This window comes from Pseudonocardia sp. MH-G8, from assembly GCF_002262885.1.
GTDB lineage: Bacteria > Actinomycetota > Actinomycetes > Mycobacteriales > Pseudonocardiaceae > Pseudonocardia.
On sequence record NZ_NKYF01000019.1, the window covers coordinates 104,435 to 119,259 of the forward strand.

The 14,825-nt window shown below is 74.1% G+C and carries 17 protein-coding genes; 4 read left to right on the forward strand and 13 right to left on the reverse strand.

Features of this window, described 5'->3' with window-relative positions:
• The first annotated feature begins 2 nt into the window (after positions 1-2).
• The gene (gene sufU / locus CFP66_RS31790; protein WP_094928914.1) at positions 3-467 is read left to right on the forward strand and encodes a Fe-S cluster assembly sulfur transfer protein SufU; all 465 of its coding nucleotides are present in this window, start codon (positions 3-5) and stop codon (positions 465-467) included.
• 77 nt (positions 468-544) lie between these two features.
• Entirely contained in the window at positions 545-886 is a 342-nt protein-coding gene (locus CFP66_RS31795) for a metal-sulfur cluster assembly factor (protein ID WP_233159895.1), read from the forward strand.
• A gap of 38 nt (positions 887-924) precedes the next feature.
• Here CFP66_RS31795 and CFP66_RS31800 read toward each other — a convergent pair whose 3' ends face one another.
• The gene (locus CFP66_RS31800; protein WP_094928916.1) at positions 925-1,650 is read right to left on the reverse strand and encodes an aspartate/glutamate racemase family protein; all 726 of its coding nucleotides are present in this window, start codon (positions 1,648-1,650) and stop codon (positions 925-927) included.
• Between the two features lie 77 nt (positions 1,651-1,727).
• On the opposite strand from CFP66_RS31800, the gene CFP66_RS31805 reads away from it, so the two are divergent.
• On the forward strand, positions 1,728-2,615 hold the full coding sequence (locus tag CFP66_RS31805) for a LysR family transcriptional regulator (RefSeq protein WP_094928917.1): 888 nt from the start codon (positions 1,728-1,730) through the stop codon (positions 2,613-2,615).
• Positions 2,616-2,626: 11 nt separating this feature from the next.
• On the opposite strand, the gene CFP66_RS31810 is transcribed toward CFP66_RS31805, so the two are convergent.
• The 4 genes from CFP66_RS31810 to CFP66_RS31825 all read right to left on the reverse strand — a co-directional run bounded on the left by CFP66_RS31810 (position 2,627) and on the right by CFP66_RS31825 (position 6,358).
• Complete coding sequence (locus CFP66_RS31810; RefSeq protein WP_094928918.1) at positions 2,627-3,601, reverse strand: YafY family protein; 975 nt, start codon at positions 3,599-3,601, stop codon at positions 2,627-2,629.
• 56 nt (positions 3,602-3,657) lie between these two features.
• On the reverse strand, positions 3,658-4,632 hold the full coding sequence (locus CFP66_RS31815; RefSeq protein ID WP_094928919.1) for an adenylate/guanylate cyclase domain-containing protein: 975 nt from the start codon (positions 4,630-4,632) through the stop codon (positions 3,658-3,660).
• A gap of 1 nt (position 4,633) precedes the next feature.
• Complete coding sequence (locus CFP66_RS31820; protein WP_094928920.1) at positions 4,634-5,083, reverse strand: universal stress protein; 450 nt, start codon at positions 5,081-5,083, stop codon at positions 4,634-4,636.
• Between the two features lie 69 nt (positions 5,084-5,152).
• Complete coding sequence (locus CFP66_RS31825; RefSeq protein WP_094928921.1) at positions 5,153-6,358, reverse strand: lycopene cyclase family protein; 1,206 nt, start codon at positions 6,356-6,358, stop codon at positions 5,153-5,155.
• Positions 6,359-6,420: 62 nt separating this feature from the next.
• Between CFP66_RS31825 and CFP66_RS31830 the strand changes: the two genes are divergently transcribed.
• The gene (locus CFP66_RS31830) at positions 6,421-7,956 is read left to right on the forward strand and encodes a deoxyguanosinetriphosphate triphosphohydrolase family protein (RefSeq protein WP_369805220.1); all 1,536 of its coding nucleotides are present in this window, start codon (positions 6,421-6,423) and stop codon (positions 7,954-7,956) included.
• 8 nt (positions 7,957-7,964) lie between these two features.
• Here CFP66_RS31830 and CFP66_RS31835 read toward each other — a convergent pair whose 3' ends face one another.
• From CFP66_RS31835 to CFP66_RS31870, 8 genes are read right to left on the reverse strand one after another with little or no spacing between them, the layout of a single operon-like run.
• Complete coding sequence (locus CFP66_RS31835; protein ID WP_198961792.1) at positions 7,965-8,435, reverse strand: heme-degrading domain-containing protein; 471 nt, start codon at positions 8,433-8,435, stop codon at positions 7,965-7,967.
• Positions 8,435-9,487, reverse strand: coding sequence for an L-glyceraldehyde 3-phosphate reductase (gene mgrA, locus CFP66_RS31840; RefSeq protein WP_304528780.1), 1,053 nt, complete (start codon positions 9,485-9,487; stop codon positions 8,435-8,437). The genes CFP66_RS31835 and mgrA overlap by 1 nt, the downstream gene beginning before the upstream one ends.
• Positions 9,488-9,507: 20 nt before the next feature.
• Positions 9,508-10,110 carry a bifunctional 4-hydroxy-2-oxoglutarate aldolase/2-dehydro-3-deoxy-phosphogluconate aldolase gene (locus CFP66_RS31845; RefSeq protein ID WP_094928923.1) on the reverse strand — a complete coding sequence of 201 codons (603 nt, stop codon included), beginning with the start codon at positions 10,108-10,110 and terminating at the stop codon, positions 9,508-9,510.
• On the reverse strand, positions 10,098-10,841 hold the full coding sequence (locus CFP66_RS31850) for an IclR family transcriptional regulator (RefSeq protein WP_094928924.1): 744 nt from the start codon (positions 10,839-10,841) through the stop codon (positions 10,098-10,100). The genes CFP66_RS31845 and CFP66_RS31850 overlap by 13 nt, the downstream gene beginning before the upstream one ends.
• The gene (locus CFP66_RS31855; protein ID WP_233159886.1) at positions 10,842-11,762 is read right to left on the reverse strand and encodes a sugar kinase; all 921 of its coding nucleotides are present in this window, start codon (positions 11,760-11,762) and stop codon (positions 10,842-10,844) included.
• A complete protein-coding gene (locus CFP66_RS31860) occupies positions 11,737-13,248 on the reverse strand; it encodes a tripartite tricarboxylate transporter permease (protein ID WP_094928925.1) in 1,512 nt (503 codons plus the stop codon). Before CFP66_RS31860 ends, CFP66_RS31855 begins: the two co-directional genes overlap by 26 nt.
• Positions 13,245-13,742, reverse strand: a complete 498-nt coding sequence (locus CFP66_RS31865) for a tripartite tricarboxylate transporter TctB family protein (protein WP_143517432.1) — start codon at positions 13,740-13,742, stop codon at positions 13,245-13,247. The genes CFP66_RS31860 and CFP66_RS31865 overlap by 4 nt, the downstream gene beginning before the upstream one ends.
• Positions 13,742-14,725, reverse strand: a complete 984-nt coding sequence (locus CFP66_RS31870; protein WP_094928927.1) for a tripartite tricarboxylate transporter substrate binding protein — start codon at positions 14,723-14,725, stop codon at positions 13,742-13,744. Before CFP66_RS31870 ends, CFP66_RS31865 begins: the two co-directional genes overlap by 1 nt.
• Positions 14,726-14,825: the final 100 nt, after the last annotated feature.

Consider the following 14,825-nt stretch of genomic DNA (forward strand, 5'->3'; position numbering starts at 1 on the left):
ACATGCAGCTGGAACAGATGTACCAGGAGATCATCCTGGATCACTACCGGTCGCCGCACGGCGCCGGTCTACGCGAACCGTTCGACGCCGAGTCGTTCCAGATCAACCCGACCTGCGGCGACGAGATCACGCTGCGCGTCAAGATGGACGGCTCGACGATCGCCGACGTCTCGTACGAGACGCTCGGCTGCTCGATCAGCCAGGCGTCGGCGTCGGTGCTCACCGACCTCGTCGTCGGGCGGTCGGTGGATGAGTCCCGCGAGGTCCTCGGGGCGTTCCAGGAGATGACACAGGGCCGTGGCCAGGTCGAGCCGGACGAGGACGTGCTCGGCGACGGCGTCGCGTTCGCGGGCGTGGCCCGCTACCCGGCCCGCGTCAAGTGCGCGCTGCTCGGGTGGATGGCGTTCAAGGACGCCGTCGCGAAGGCCGGTGCCGGTAGCGTCGAGACCGAGGAGGCAACCACATGAGCGACCAGACGAGCGACACCCAGGTGAGCGGCACGCCGGTGAGCGACACGGACGAGGTCGTGCGGGGCGCAGCCGGGATGCCCGAACCCCCGGCGCAGCCCGCGGGCGCGGTGTCGTCCGAGGACCTCGAGGAGGCCATGCGCGACGTGGTCGACCCCGAGCTGGGCATCAACGTCGTCGATCTCGGCCTGGTGTACGGCATCCAGGCGGAGAAGGGCGTCGCCACGATCGACATGACGCTCACGTCGGCGGCGTGCCCGCTGACCGACGTCATCGAGGAGCAGGCGCGTGGCGCGCTGATCGGCCCGGGCCTGGTGGACGACATCAAGATCAACTGGGTCTGGATGCCGCCGTGGGGCCCCGACAAGATCACCGAGGACGGCCGCGAGCAGCTGCGAGCCCTCGGCTTCCGCGTCTGACCTGCATCATCTGAAACGAACGGCATTCTCGTCGCTTCCTAGCCGACGAGAGTGCCGTTCGTTGCGTGAGGGGTGGGGGAGAGAGCCAGGTCCGCCGCTGCTCGGGCGTGCGTCCGCGCCGTCGCGATCAGCGGCAGTGCTGCGTCCGCCTGCGTGAGCGCCAGTTCCAGTTCCGTGCACGCCAGCGCCACGGCCTGCGCGCCCGCCGCAGCGAGCTCCCGGACGGCCGCCTGCAGCGCCGTCGTCGACTCCGGGCGGACCTCCCCGACCGTGAGCTCGTCGAAAATGATCTCGTTCAGCCGGTGCCGCGTGGGCGCCTCGGGCACCACGGTGTCGACGCCGTGGCCAGCCAGGCGCTCGGCGTAGAAGCCGTCCTCGAGCACCGGCCGGGTGCCCAGCAGCCCGATCCGCCGCGTGCCGAGGCGCGCGGCTTCCTGCGCCACCGCGTCGCCGATGTGCAGGAACGGGACGCCGAGCCCGTCCTCGATCGCGCCCGCGGCCTTGTGCATGAGGTTCGTGGCGAGCACGACCAGCTCGGCGCCGGCGCCGACGAGGCCGTCCGCGCTCGCCCTCATGATCGTTCCGGCTCGCTCCCAGTCGCCGTCGACCTGGCACTGCCGGATCTGCGCGAAGTCGAGCGAGTGCACCAGCAGGTCGGCGCTGTGGTGCCCGCCGCGCCGCTCCTGCACCCGCTCGTTGATCACCCGGTAGTACTCGGCCGTCGAGTACCAGCTCATCCCACCGATCACGCCGATCCGTCGCATGAGGCCATGGTGCGTGGAACCCGGCGGCCATAGGTAGCCGTGTTCTCCTGTGGGGAGCCATCGCCCATGCTTATGGCATGGACCCCCGTCGGCTTCTCACCTTCCGCGCGGTCGTGCGCGCCGGCTCGATCAGCGCAGGGGCCCGCGATCTGGGGTGGACCCAGCCCGCCGTGAGCCAGCAGCTCGCCGGGTTGGAACGGGACGCGGGCACCCCGCTGCTGGTGCGTGGCCCGACCGGCGTGGTCCCGACGGAGGCGGGTGCGGTGGTGCTGCGGCACGCCGCGGCGGTGGACGCAGCGTTGCGCGCGGCGCGCGAAGAGGTCGACGAGCTGATCGGATTGCGGTCGGGCACCGTCCGGATCGCGGCCTTCCCCTCGGCGGGTGCCGTCATCGTGCCCGCCGTCGCGGCAACCCTGCACGAGCGCGCCGCGGCGACGCAGAGCCCCGGCGTGCAGCTGCAGATGGAGGAGGCCGAGCCGCCCGAGGCCGCCGCCCTGGTCCGGTCCAACGACGTGCACCTCGCACTGGCGTTCCGCTACCCCGGCCCCGCGGAGGCGGATGACCTCGTGTGGCGCCCGCTCGCCCGGGACCCGATCCGCATCGTGCTGCCCGCCGCGCGCCCGCCGGTGGACGGGCTCGAGGCGCTGCGCGACGAGGCGTGGGTGGCCGGCTGCACCCGGTGCCGCGCCCACCTGCTCGCGGCGTGCGCGGCCGCCGGTTTCGCCCCCGACGTCCGGCACGTCACCGACGACTACGTGGCGGTGCAGGCGTTCGTCGCCCGCGGGGTGGCCGTTGCGCTCCTGCCGGAGCTCGCGCTGCGCGCCGCGACCCTCGACGGAGTGCGCGCCCACCCCACCCCCGAGCTCGCCCCGAGAACGATCGGGGTGCTGCACCGACGAGGGGTGGAGCGGGTGCCGGCGGTGGCCGCGGTCCTGACGGCCCTGGAAGCGACGGCCGGCGGATAGGCGCGGGCGGGTCAGCGGGCGGAGCGGGCCAGGCGTTCGCTCAGGGCAACAACGTGTGCGCGTAGCTCCGGTGGCTCGTGCACCTCGAACTCGCAGCCGAGCCGGACCAGCGCGATAGCCAGCCATTCGAGGGTGTCGGTGTGGCTGCGCAGGCGGCAGCGGGTGGCGTCGATCGGCTCCAGGTCGCCGGGACCGTCCCCGATGCGGCCGCGGACCTGCTCGATCGGCGCGTGCAGCGTGGCGACGGCCGAGTAGACGGGCACGAGCGAGTACAGCCGGTCGGTGACGTAGGCGGCGGCGTCCGGTGCGGGCAGGGTCCGCGGGGTGGCGCGGGCGCCCGTCGGCTGCGTCGCCGTGATCCGGTCCACGCGGAAGGTGCGCCAGTCCTCGCGGTCGAGGTCGTAGGCGACGAGGTACCAGCGCCGGCCCGCGGTCACCAGCCGGTGCGGCTCGACGTGGCGCCTGCCTGCGGGGTCGTCGGTGCCGCCGGGGCCGTCGGCCCGGTGGTAGCGCAGGCGCGCCCGCTCGCGGTTGGCGATCGCGGCGGCCAGCGCCGTCAGCTGGGCGGGATCGACGGGCGTGGCGTACGCGTCCGGCGCCGGGACGGTGGCGGCACCCAACGTCCCGACCCGGCGGCGCAGCCGGGAGGGCAGCACCTGCTCGAGCTTGGCGAGGGCGCGCACGGCCGCCTCGTCGATGCCGGTGACGGCCTGCCCCGCGGCGGTCCGCAGGCCGACCGCGATGGCGACCGCCTCGTCGTCCTCGAGCAGCAGCGGCGGCATCGCGGTGCCCGCCACCAGCCGGTAGCCGCCCTGCGCACCCATGCTGGCCTCGACCGGGTACCCGAGATCGCGCAGCCGGTCGACGTCGCGGCGGACCGTGCGCAGGCTCACCTCCAGCCGCCGGGCGAGCTCGCTGCCGGGCCACTCGCGCGGGGTCTGCAGGAGCGAGAGCAGGGTCAGCAGCCGGGCCGGGGTGTCTGCCACGACTCAGAAGGATGCCAGCGAAGTGTGCCGGAAGCTGACCTACAGGGGGAGCGGGATCAGCTCGCGCGTTCCAGCAGCCACGGGTGCAGGTGCCGGTAGCCGCGTACGGCCACCGACCGCAGCGGGCGCAGGGTGAAGGCAGGGTCGTCGACCAGCGTGTCGGCCACGCCGCGGTCGACCAGGACGCTGCCGGGTCGGGCGTGTGCGGTGAGCCTGGCGGCGATGTTCACGACCTCGCCGAAGACGTCGCCGTAGCGCATCAGCACCGGGCCCGCCGCCACCCCGATGCGCAGGTCGGGCAGCGCGGGCTCGGTCCGGACGCGCTCGAGCAGGGAGAGGGCGATGCCGGCGCCCTCGGGCACGGTGTCGGCGACGAAGAGCACCTCGTCGCCCACGGTCTTGACGATGCGGCCGTGCCCGTCGGCGATCACCTCGGTGGTCGCCGAGCCGAACCGCTCGATCATCTCGCCGAGCTCGGCCGTGGAGCGGCGGCGGGTGGCGCGGGTGAAGCCGACCATGTCGGCGAAGCCCACGACCAGCGGCCAGGTGCCGGCCTCGTCGCCGCGCTCGACCGGCACCAGCATCCGGCGGACCGCCGCGGCCAGGTGCCGGCGCCACACGTAGTTCTGCAGCTCCTCCAGCCCGGGCAGGGCAGCTGCGGCGATCTCCTGGGAGCCCTCGGGCGTCACCGCCCCGTGCTGCGCCTCGATGACGCGCACGAGCATGCCGACCTGCCACTCCGCGAGGCGCGACATCGACTGCGCCACCGCACGCGCCACCGCCTCGCGGACGTCGGGCTCGAGCACCCCGGCGTCGGTGAGGCGGGTCATCAGCCGCACCGCGTCGAGGTCGCGCTCGGTGAACAACACCGCGTCGTCGGCCGCCTCGGGGAAGCCCAGCGCACGCCACAGCCGCCGGGTCTCACCGGGGTCGAGCCCGGCGGCCTCGCTCACCTGGCGGCGGGTGTAGCGGCGCGGGGCGCCGAGGACCAGCTCCTCCAGCGCCTCCTCGAGCGGGCGGCCGTCGGTCACGTCAGGTGGTGTGCACGATCAGCACGTCCACGCCGGCGCGGCGGGCAACGTCGGACGGCACGGAGCCGAGCAGCCGCCCGCTGAGCGTGTTGAGACCCCGGTTGCCGACGACGAGCAGATCGGCGCGCGAATCGCGCACGGCCTTGCGCAGCACGTCCACGGGCGGCCCGTCGCCGGCCACGGTGCGGATCGTGCGCGCCCCCGCGGCGGTGGCGCGCTCCTCGGCGGCGCGCAGCGTCTCCTCGGCGGGTGTCCAGCCGACGACCAGGTAGGCCTCGTCCTTCAGGGCGTCCTCGGCCTCGACGGTGTCCTCCCGCGACGGCGGCGTGTAAGCGCACACGATCACGAGCTCGGCGTGGCTGTCGCCGGCCACTGCGGCGGCGCGGTCGACTGCGGCGAACGAGGTTTCGGAGCCGTCGGTGCCGACGACGATCGTGCGGTAGGCGGGCATGGGGAGCCTCCGGCGTCGGGGAACGTGGGCAGCAGGTTACCGCCGGTAGCAACGCGGGCGCGCATGCCGTCACCCTCCCGTGGGCGTCGCCGGGGCCGGGGGGAGCAGGGCGGGTGCGACCAGCCGGGCGCGCAGGCGCCAGTCGGCGCGGGCGAACAGGGCGCACATCGTGGCCGCCGTGCCGGCGACGTCGGCACGTCCGGTGAGGTAGGTCCACCGGTGGCGCGGCGGCAGCCCGAGGAACACCTCGAAGAACGCGGGCACCTCGGCGGGGGGCATCCGCAGCAGGGCCTCCAGACCGATGCGCCGGAACCGGTGGACCGCTCTCGATCCCCGCGGCCACACGACGGCCCGCGCGGCGGCGAGCGCGGCGGCGGGCCCCGCCGGGAGGTGGTCGGCGACGGCGTCCGCCACCGCGGGCGCGAGGCCCAGCGCGGCGGCCACGCTGAACCCGCTCGCGGGGTGGACGAGCGGGGCGGCCGCGCCGAACCCGACCACACCACGCGTGCGGTGGCGTGGGGAGTCCACCGGGAACCGCACGGTCTCGCGGATCGCATCGGCGGGCGGGGCGATGCCGTGGTGTGCGAGGCGGGCGTGCAGCCGCCGCCGCAGCACCGGGATCGGAAGGCCGGGACGCCGCGCCAGCGAGGTCTCCTCGAGCAGTACCGCGTCGCCGCCGAGCGGGACCGCGTAGAGGAAGGTCGGCGCGTGGCCGGTGTCGCCGTGGTCGGGCCGCCAGTCCATGAACAGCGCCTCGCCCGGGGCCACCAGCGCGGCGGCGGTCGTGACGTCGACGACCACGCCCGCGGCCGTCTGCTGCGCCGCGACGCGATCGCGGGCGGGGCCGCGCCGCAGCGGCTGGCGGTGCCCGCCCGCGTCCACCACGACCGCGGCCCGCAGCACGGTGCCGTCGGCGAGCCGGACCGCGCCCGCTCCCACCGGCCCGGCAGCCCGCCCGGTCCGGACCTGCGCGCCCGCGCGTTCGAGGGTGGTGTCCAGGTGCGCGCGCAACGCGGGCACGTCCAGCACGGCGTAGTCCCAGCCCAGGCGGTGTTCGGTGTGCGCGATCGCCCGACCCGCCGCCCGCGCGGCCACGACGGCACCCGGGAGCCCGGCGGGCAGCTCGTCGGCCCAGCAGCCGTAGGTCGCCCGCCACGGGGCGTCCGGCGCCGGGTCGAGCAGGACGGTGCGCAACCCGCGAGCGGCGAGGGCGGCCGCCAGCGCCCGGCCCGCGGGGCCGCCGCCGACGACGAGCGCATCGGGATCCGGCGGCACCCGGACATCCTCCCCGGCCCGTGAGCCGGGCGCCCAGGGGAGGGCGCGCTAGCCTGCGTGGCGTGGCAGACGATCTTCTTGTGGTCGACCGCCGTGCCGCGCGGCGCTCCGGTGTGGGGGAGACGGGGGCGGGGCTGGCCGCCAGCCCCTTCCGGGTCGATCGGGACCGGATCGCGGCGTCGCCGTTCTTCGCCCGCCTCGCCGGCGTCACGCAGGTGGTGAGCCCGACGGGCAGCGGGCTGTTGCTGCACAACCGGCTCACGCACAGCCTGCAGGTGGCCCAGGTCGCCCGGGCGATCGCCGAGCGGTTGGTCGAGGACGCGGGGGTCCGCGGGGTGCTGGACCGGCTCGGCGGCTGCGACCCCGACGTCGTCGAGGCCGCCGCGCTGGCCCACGACCTGGGGCATCCGCCCTTCGGGCACCTCGGCGAACAGGTCCTCGACCGGCTCGGCCGGGAGCAGCTGGGGCTGCCCGACGGGTTCGAGGGCAACGCGCAGAGCTTCCGGGTGATCACCACCATCGACCTGCACGGGCCCGGCGGCGCGGGCCTCGACCTCACCGCCGCGGTGCGCGCCGCGGTTCTGAAGTACCCGTGGGCGCGACGCGGCCACCCCGACCCGCACCCGAGCGCGGCGGTGACCCCACCGCGCGGTGCGGGCCCGCTGCCGGGCGCGGTGGAGGCCGGCTCGGCGAAGTTCTCCTGCTACCTCACCGAGCTCGACGACCTCGTGGAGAGCCGTGACGCGGTCGGCGGCGCGACCGGGCCGTGGCAGCAGACCGTGGAGGCGGCGGTGATGGACACCGCCGACGACGTGGCCTACGCCATCCACGACCTGGAGGACTTCCACCGCGTGGGGGTGCTCGCCCAGCCGGGTGTGGCCGCGGAGCTGGGCGGGTGGCTGCGCGACCGGACGGGCCTGGCCGCTGCCGACCCGTCGGCGCTCGGATCGTTGCGTCCCGGCGCCGACCTGGAGCGGCTGCGCAGGCGGCTGCACGCCAAGGACGCGTGGGCGTTCGACGACGAGGCCTTCGGCGCGGCTGTCGGGGTGGTGCGCGAGGAGCTCGTCGACGGGTTGCTCGCGTCGCCGTTCGACGGGTCGATGGCCGCGGAACGCATCGTTGCGGAGTTCTCCGCGCGCTGGACGGCTCGGCTGGTCGCCGGGGTTCGGGTGCTGACGGCCCCGCCGGTGCGGGCGGCACCGGTGACGCTGGCGAACGGTCCGTGGCACGAGGTGGCCGTGCTGAAGTTCGTCCACCAGCGGTTCGTGCTGCAGCGCGCCGATCTCGCCTCCCACCAGCGCGGCCAGTCGACCGTGCTGGCCGGGCTGGTCGGGGCGCTCGCCGACTGGCTCTCCGGTGACGACGACCCCGTGCGCCTCCCGCCCCGGCTGCACGACCTCGTGGCGCTGGCGCACGAGGAGTACGGGCGGCTGGCCGCGGACGAGCGGCTCGGTGCCACTCCCGACGTCGATGCGCTGTCCCGTGGACGCGCGGTCGTCGACTACGTCGCCTCCCTCACCGACGGGCAGGCCGGTGCGCTGCTCGACGTGCTCACCGGCCGCTCCGCACGGCTCTGGACGGATGCGGTGGTGCTCTAGATCTCGGGCTACGCGTCGCGGAACGCCCGCAGCTGCGCGACGACGAACTCGTGGTCCTGCACCTGCGGCAACCCGGAGACCCCGACGGCGCCGACCACGCCGGTGCCGTGCAACCGGATCGGGAAGACGCCGCCGTTCGCGGCGTACCGGTCGGCCGGCAGCCGGGAGTCCGTCTCGTACACCCGCCCGTTCACCCGGAACTGCTCGCCGACGCCCATCGAGCTGCGCTGGAAGTGCAGCGTCGCCCGGGTCTTGCGCTCCAGCCAGCTGTCGTTGTCCGGAACGGCGCCGTCCAGCGCGCAGTGGAACACCCGCTGGCCGCCGAGCACGATCCCGATCACGATCGGCAGCTCGCGCTCGACCGCGGCCGCCCGCATCCGGCAGCCGAGCTGCCAGGCGTCGGCGCGGGTGAACGCGTCGAACACCAGCTCCCGCTCCTCGGCCAGGATCCGGTCGTGGAACTCCGTCGAGTAGGTCATCAGGCCTCCGACGACGCGGCCCAGATGTTGAGCCCCCCGTCGCGGGCGTGCTCGTCGATCGCGGCGAGCTCGTCGGCGGTGAAGCCGGGGCTCTCGACGCTCGCGACGGTGTCCTCGAGCTGCTCGGGCCGGCTCGCCCCGATGAGCACGGAGGTCACCCGCGGGTCGCGCAGCACCCACGACACGGCCATCTGCGCGAGCGACTGGCCCCGCGCCTCGGCGATCTTGTGCAGGGCCTGCACGTGCTCGAGGTTCTCCTCGCTGAGCATGTGCTCGCGCAGCGTCTTGCCCTGGGTGGCGCGGGAGCCCTCCGGAATGCCGTTGAGGTACTTGTTCGTGAGCAGGCCCTGCGCGAGGGCCGAGAACGCGATGCACCCGACGCCCTCGTCGGCCAGCACGTCGAGCAGGCTCGGCTCGCCCTCCTCGATCCACCGGTTGAGCAGCGAGTACGACGGCTGGTGGATCACCAGCGGCGTGCCGAGATCGCGCTGGATCGCCGCCATCTGCCGGGTCCGTTCGGCCGAGTACGACGAGATCCCGATGTAGCGGGCCTTGCCGGAGCGCACTGCCGCGTCGAGCGCCGCGGCGGTCTCCTCCAGCGGCACCTCCGGGTCGAAGCGGTGGCTGTAGAAGATGTCGACGTGGTCGAGCCGCAGGCTCGACAGCGAGTGGTCGAGGCTGGCGAGCAGGTGCCCGCGCCCGCCTCCCGAGCCGTGCGGCCCCGCGAAGAACGGGTAGCCCGCCTTCGTCGAGATGATCAGTTCCTGGCGGAGACCGGAGAAGTCCTCCTGGAGGATCCGGCCGACGTTCTTCTCCGCCGACCCGAACGGCGGGCCATAGCCGTTGGCCAGGTCGAAGTGCGTGATCCCCAGGTCGAACGCCTTGTGGATGATGGCGCGCTGGCGGGCGATCGGGGTGTCGTCGCCGAAGTTGTGCCACATGCCGAGCGAGACGGACGGCAGCTTCAGGCCGCTGTGGCCGACCCGCCGGTGCGGCATCGACTCGTACCGGTCGGGGGCGGGGACGTAGGCGGGCGTGACGTGCACGGGCACGGGAGTTCCTTCCTCGGGGATCAGACGGCTGCGGCGAGCTGGTCGAGCTGGGCGGGGTCCTCGAGCGCCGACCCGACGGCGACGACCGACGCGCCCGCGTCCAGGAACTCGCGGGCGTTGCCCGCGCCCATCCCGCCGGTGGCGACGAAGCGGACCTGCGGGAACGGGCCGTGCATCGCGGCGAACCACCCGGCGCCGAGCACAGACGCGGGGAAGGCCTTGACCCAGTGCAGGCCGAGGCCGACCGCGCGCTGCACGTCGGACGCGGTGGCGACGCCCGGCAGGTGGGCGAGCCCGGTGTGGGCACTCGCCGCGGCCACCCGCTCGTCCAGGCCGGGGGCCACGGTGAACGCCGCGCCCGCGTCGGCGGCGTGGCGCACGTGGTCGGTGCTGGTCACGGTGCCTGCGCCGACCGGGAAGCCGCGGGCGGCACCTGCCGCGACGGCGGCGGCGAGCGCCTCGACGGCCTCGGGGTCCTGGATGGGCACCTCGACGGCGGTGATGCCGTTGTCCCACGCCCGCTGCGCGAGCTCGACCGTGCGGGCCACGGAGAATCCCCGCAGGATCGCCATCACCGGACGCCCGGCGAAGACCTCGTCGAAGAACCCGGCTACGGGCGCCATCCCAGCTCCTTGGAGATCGTGGTGGTGACCTCGGTCAGCCGCGGGAGCAGCTGCCCGAGGTCGTCGAGCGAGGCGCGGGCCTTGAGCGCGGTGATCGAGACCGCGGCCATGACGTGGCCGGACGCGTCCCGCACGGGCATCGCGACGCAGTTGACGTAGTCCTCGTACTCGCCGTCGTCGACCGACCACCCGCGCTCGGCCACCACCGCGAGCTCCTCGCGGTAGCGCGTCGCCGAGGTGATCGTGGTGTCGGTGTGGCGGGCGAAGTCGGTGGTGGCGAGCATCGCGTCGACGAGCGCGGCGGGCTGGAACGCGAGTATCACCTTCGCGACACCCGCGGTGTGCAGGCAGACCTTCTGCCCGACCTCGGAGTACAACCGCACCATCCCGGGCTGGTCGATCTTCTCGGCGTAGACGATGCCGGAGTCCTCCAGCGCCGCGAGGTGGATCGTGTGCGTGCACTCCTCGCCGAGCGCCCGCAGGTGCGGGCGGGCCACCCCGGCCAGGTCGAACTGCTCGATCGCGAGCTGCGCCAGGCCCGCGAGGCGGTAGCCGACGCTGTAGCGGCCGTCCTCGTGGCGCCGGGTCAGCCCGCACTCGGTGAGCGTGCCGAGGATGCGCAGCGCGGTGGAGCGGTGGACGTCGAGGTGCTCGGCCACCTCGGTCTGCGTGCGCGGGCGAAGGCTGATGAACTCCAGGGCCTCGGCGGCGCGCTGGATGCTCTGGGACATCTATGTCTCCGGCAGGTAGTCGTGGGTGCTGCTCAGTGCCCGGGCCGCCAGGTCGTGCCCGGCCCGCAGTCTCCCAGCGGCATCCGTGCCGCGGAGCAGTTCCGACAGGTACCCGGCCGCGAACGCGTCGCCCGCTCCCACGACCTCCACGACCTCGACGGCGTGGGCCGGGACGAACACCGGCTCCGTGCCGGCCGCCGCGATCTCGGTCGCCCCGACCGCGCCGTCCTTGACGACCAGCCGCGGCCGGGCGCCCATGAGCGTCGAGACGGAAGACGCGTCCGGCGTGCCCCACAGGCGCTGGGCCTCGTCCTGCCCGACGAAGACGACGTCGGCGCGGCGGGCCAGCTCGAGCAGCACCGGGCCCGCCTCGGCGGCGGGCCAGAGGCCCGGCCGGTGGTTCACGTCGAACGACACCAGCATGTCGCGTTCGCGCGCCACGGCGTAGATCGCGTCGAGCAGCCCGCGGCAGCTCGCGGACAGTCCCGCGGTGATGCCGGAGACGTGCACGACCCTGGTGGCCGACCAGTCGAGACCGTCCAGGAGGTCCGGGCTCATGCGGGACGCGGCCGAACCGCCCCGGTAGTAGTACACCTGCGTGTCCTTCGGGCCCGGATCCTTGAAGTAGACCCCGGTCGGCGTGTCCGCGAGCGCGCGGACCGCCGAGGTGTCCACGCCGTGCCGGGCGACGGCGGCGAGCATCCGCCTGCCCAGCGGGTCATCGCCCACCTGGCTCAGCCACGCCGCGCGGTGCCCGCGCTCGGCCAGGTACAGCGCGACCGTGGACTCCGCCCCTCCGACGTGCAGTGCGAAGTGCTCGGCCAGCTCCAGCGGCGCCGGCTCCACGGGCGTCACGAGGATCATGCTCTCGCCGACGCAGAGGACCTCCGGGGACTCAGCCGGCGACGGGGTCACGGTCACGCTCGGTCTTCCTCCTTCTCGAACGGGCGGCGGCGCGCAGCCGCGGGCCGGCGACGGCGAGCACGCTCAGGGCGAGCAGCGCGAGCGCGATGGGGCTGGTCAGGATGCCGTTCGCGCCGTCGATGAGCAGCGCGCGCCGCAGGTTGCTCTCCGCGAGCGGGCCGAGGATGAGCCCGAGCACCATCGGGCCCGCCGGGAAGCCGAACCGGCGCATCCCGAGCCCGAGAACCCCGAACACGAGCATGAGAGCGACGTCGAACGGGTTGTTCTGGACGGCGAACGTCCCGACCATGCAGAACGTGATGATCACGGCCCACAGGTAGCGCTGCGGGAGCGCGAGCAGCTTCACCACACCCTGCAGCCGCAGCAGGCTGAGGCCGAGGGTCACCGCGGTGGCCACCAGCATGATCGTCGCCAGGCTGAACACCAGGTCCGGGGAGTTGACGAACAGCGACGGGCCCGGCTGCAGGCCCCAGATGATCATCGATCCGAGCATCACCGCCATCACCGAGTCGCCGGGAACGCCGAGGGCGAGGGTGGTCGTGACGGACCCGCCCATCGTCGCGGTGCTGGCGGTGTCGGGCGCGGCCAGCCCTTCGAGGGAGCCCTTGCCGAACTTCTCCGGGTGCTTCGACGCGCGCCGCGCCTGGTCCCACGCGATGACGCCGGCGATGTCGCCACCCGCCGCCGGGATCACCCCGACGACCGCGCCGACCCCCGCGCCGATCGCGGCGGGTCTGCGCAGCTCGCGGCGTTCGCTGCGGCTGGGCCACCAGCTGCCGAGCTGGGTGATCAGGGCCGGGCGGGCGCCGCGCCGGGCGCAGACGATCTGGTTGAACACCTCGGCGATGCCGAACAGGCCGACGATCGCCGCGATGAACGGGATGCCGCTCGACAGCTCGGGCAGGCCGAGCGTGAAGCGTTGGTCCCCCGTGATCGGGTCGCGCCCGACCGTCCCGAGCAGCAGCCCGACCACTCCGGCGACCAGGCCCTTGGCGACCTTCTCCCCGGAGACGCCCACCATCATCGTCAGCCCGAACACGACCAGCGCGAACATCTCGGCCGGGCCGAACTGCAGCGCGATCCCCGCCAGCGGCTGGGCCGCGAAGATCAGGATGAGGATGCCGACGACCGACCCGAACGCGGACACGAGCGCGGAGCTGGTCAGCGCGACGCCTGCGCGGCCCTGCTTGGCGAGGGGGTAGCCGTCGAACGTAGTGGCGATGGACGCCGGGGTACCGGGCGTATTGATCAGGATCGCCGGCACCCGGTCGCCGAACTGGGCGGCCACGTAGATCGCGAGCAGCACCGAGAGGCCCTGCAGCGGTTCGAGGGTGAGTGTGAAGCCGGCGGCGAGCGCGACGGCCATGGTGGCGGTCACGCCCGGGATGGCGCCGACGAGCGTGCCGAGCAGCACGCCGATCAGCAGGCAGAGCCCGATCGTCGGGTCGAGCAGCGCGCCGACCCCGTCCAGCAGCGCGCTCACAGCGGCACCTGCAGCAGCAGCCCGAAGATCACGTACAGCAGGCCGGTGGTGAGCAGCGGGAACACCAGGAGCGCCCGGATGCCGCGGCCTCCGGTCACGAACACCAGCCCGGCGATCAGCGGCACCGTGACGACCAGGAAGTGCAGCTGGTACCAGGCCGCGCCGTAGCCGACGATCAGCGCGAGCACCGCGATCAGCTGAGCGACCCCGTGACCGCTCGCCGGCTCCTCCTCGGGAGCCGACGGCCTCGTCAGCCCCAGCGTCGCGAGCGCGACGGCGCCGACGATCAGCGCGACGCCCAGCACGGTGGGCCACCATTGCGGCCCGAGCTCGCTCTCGTGCGCCGCGACGATCGTCGAGCGCGCGAGCAGCACGCCGATCCCGGCGGCCAGCACCACCGCTGCGGCCCCCAGCTCCCGCACCCGAGAGGCGGCCAACGCGGGGGGAGCCGCTTCCGCCTCCGGGGCCGACTCCTGCTCGGTGATCCCGGACATCACGGCGCCTCGGACAGGGCGGCGAACCGCTCGCTCTCCGCCCGGACGAACTCGGTGGTCTCGGCAGCGGAGCGGTACAGCGGGATGTTCCCGCCGGACGTGATCAGCTCGACGAACGGCTGCGACTCGGCCGCCGTCCGCACGGCCGCCTCGAGCGCGGTGGCCGCCTCCTGCGGGAGCCCGGCCGGCGCGGCGACCACGGCCCAGCTGCCGGTCACCACGTCGATGCCCTGCTCGACAGCCGTCGGGACGTCGGGCAGTGCCGGGGCCCGCTCCTCGGTGAAGGTGGCCAGCACGCGCAGCCTGCCGTCCGTGTGGGCGGGCGAGGTCTCCCCGATACCCGCGACGACGGCGTCGACCTGCCCACCGATCGCGGCGGTGATGCCCGGCGCGGCACCCTCGAAGGGCACGCCCTGGAACTGCACGCCGGCGGCCTCGCCCAGCTGCTGGGCGCCTGCCTCCCAGATCGAACCGGGTCCGGCGTTGGCCACCGTGACCGTTGCCGGGGCGGCCTGCGCTGCGGCGACCAGGTCCGCGAGCGTCTGGTGCGGGCTGTCCGCGGGCACGGCGACGGTGCCGGGCTGCGAGTTGGCCTGGCCGAGGAAGTCGTAGGCGGCGGGGTCGACCGCGTATCCCTGGTGGGCGAGCATGGCGACCTCGACCGGGAACACCGCGATGTTGTAGCCGTCGGGCTCCAGGCCGGCGACGTGCTGCATGCCCACCGACCCTGCGCCGCCCGGCCGGTTCTCCACCACGATGGAGACGCCGAGGGCGCTCTCCATCTCGGCGGCCAGCGTGCGGGCGGTGAGATCGGTGGCCCCTCCCGCCGACGTGGGCGTGAAGAACGTGATCGTGTCGCTCGGGAACGCCTCGCCTGCGTTCCCGCCGCCCGACCGATCGGCGCAGCCGACCAGTGCGGCACCGGCCGCGACGGCCGTGACCGCGACGGCGACGAGTCGGGATCGCCGGATCCAACCGGACATCTTCGTCCTCCCAGTGGAGATTGTTGCAGTAGATGCAACGCTGTTGCGTTGGAAGGACCTTAAAGGCCTGCCCATATGGAGACAAAGCCCGTGTGACCGA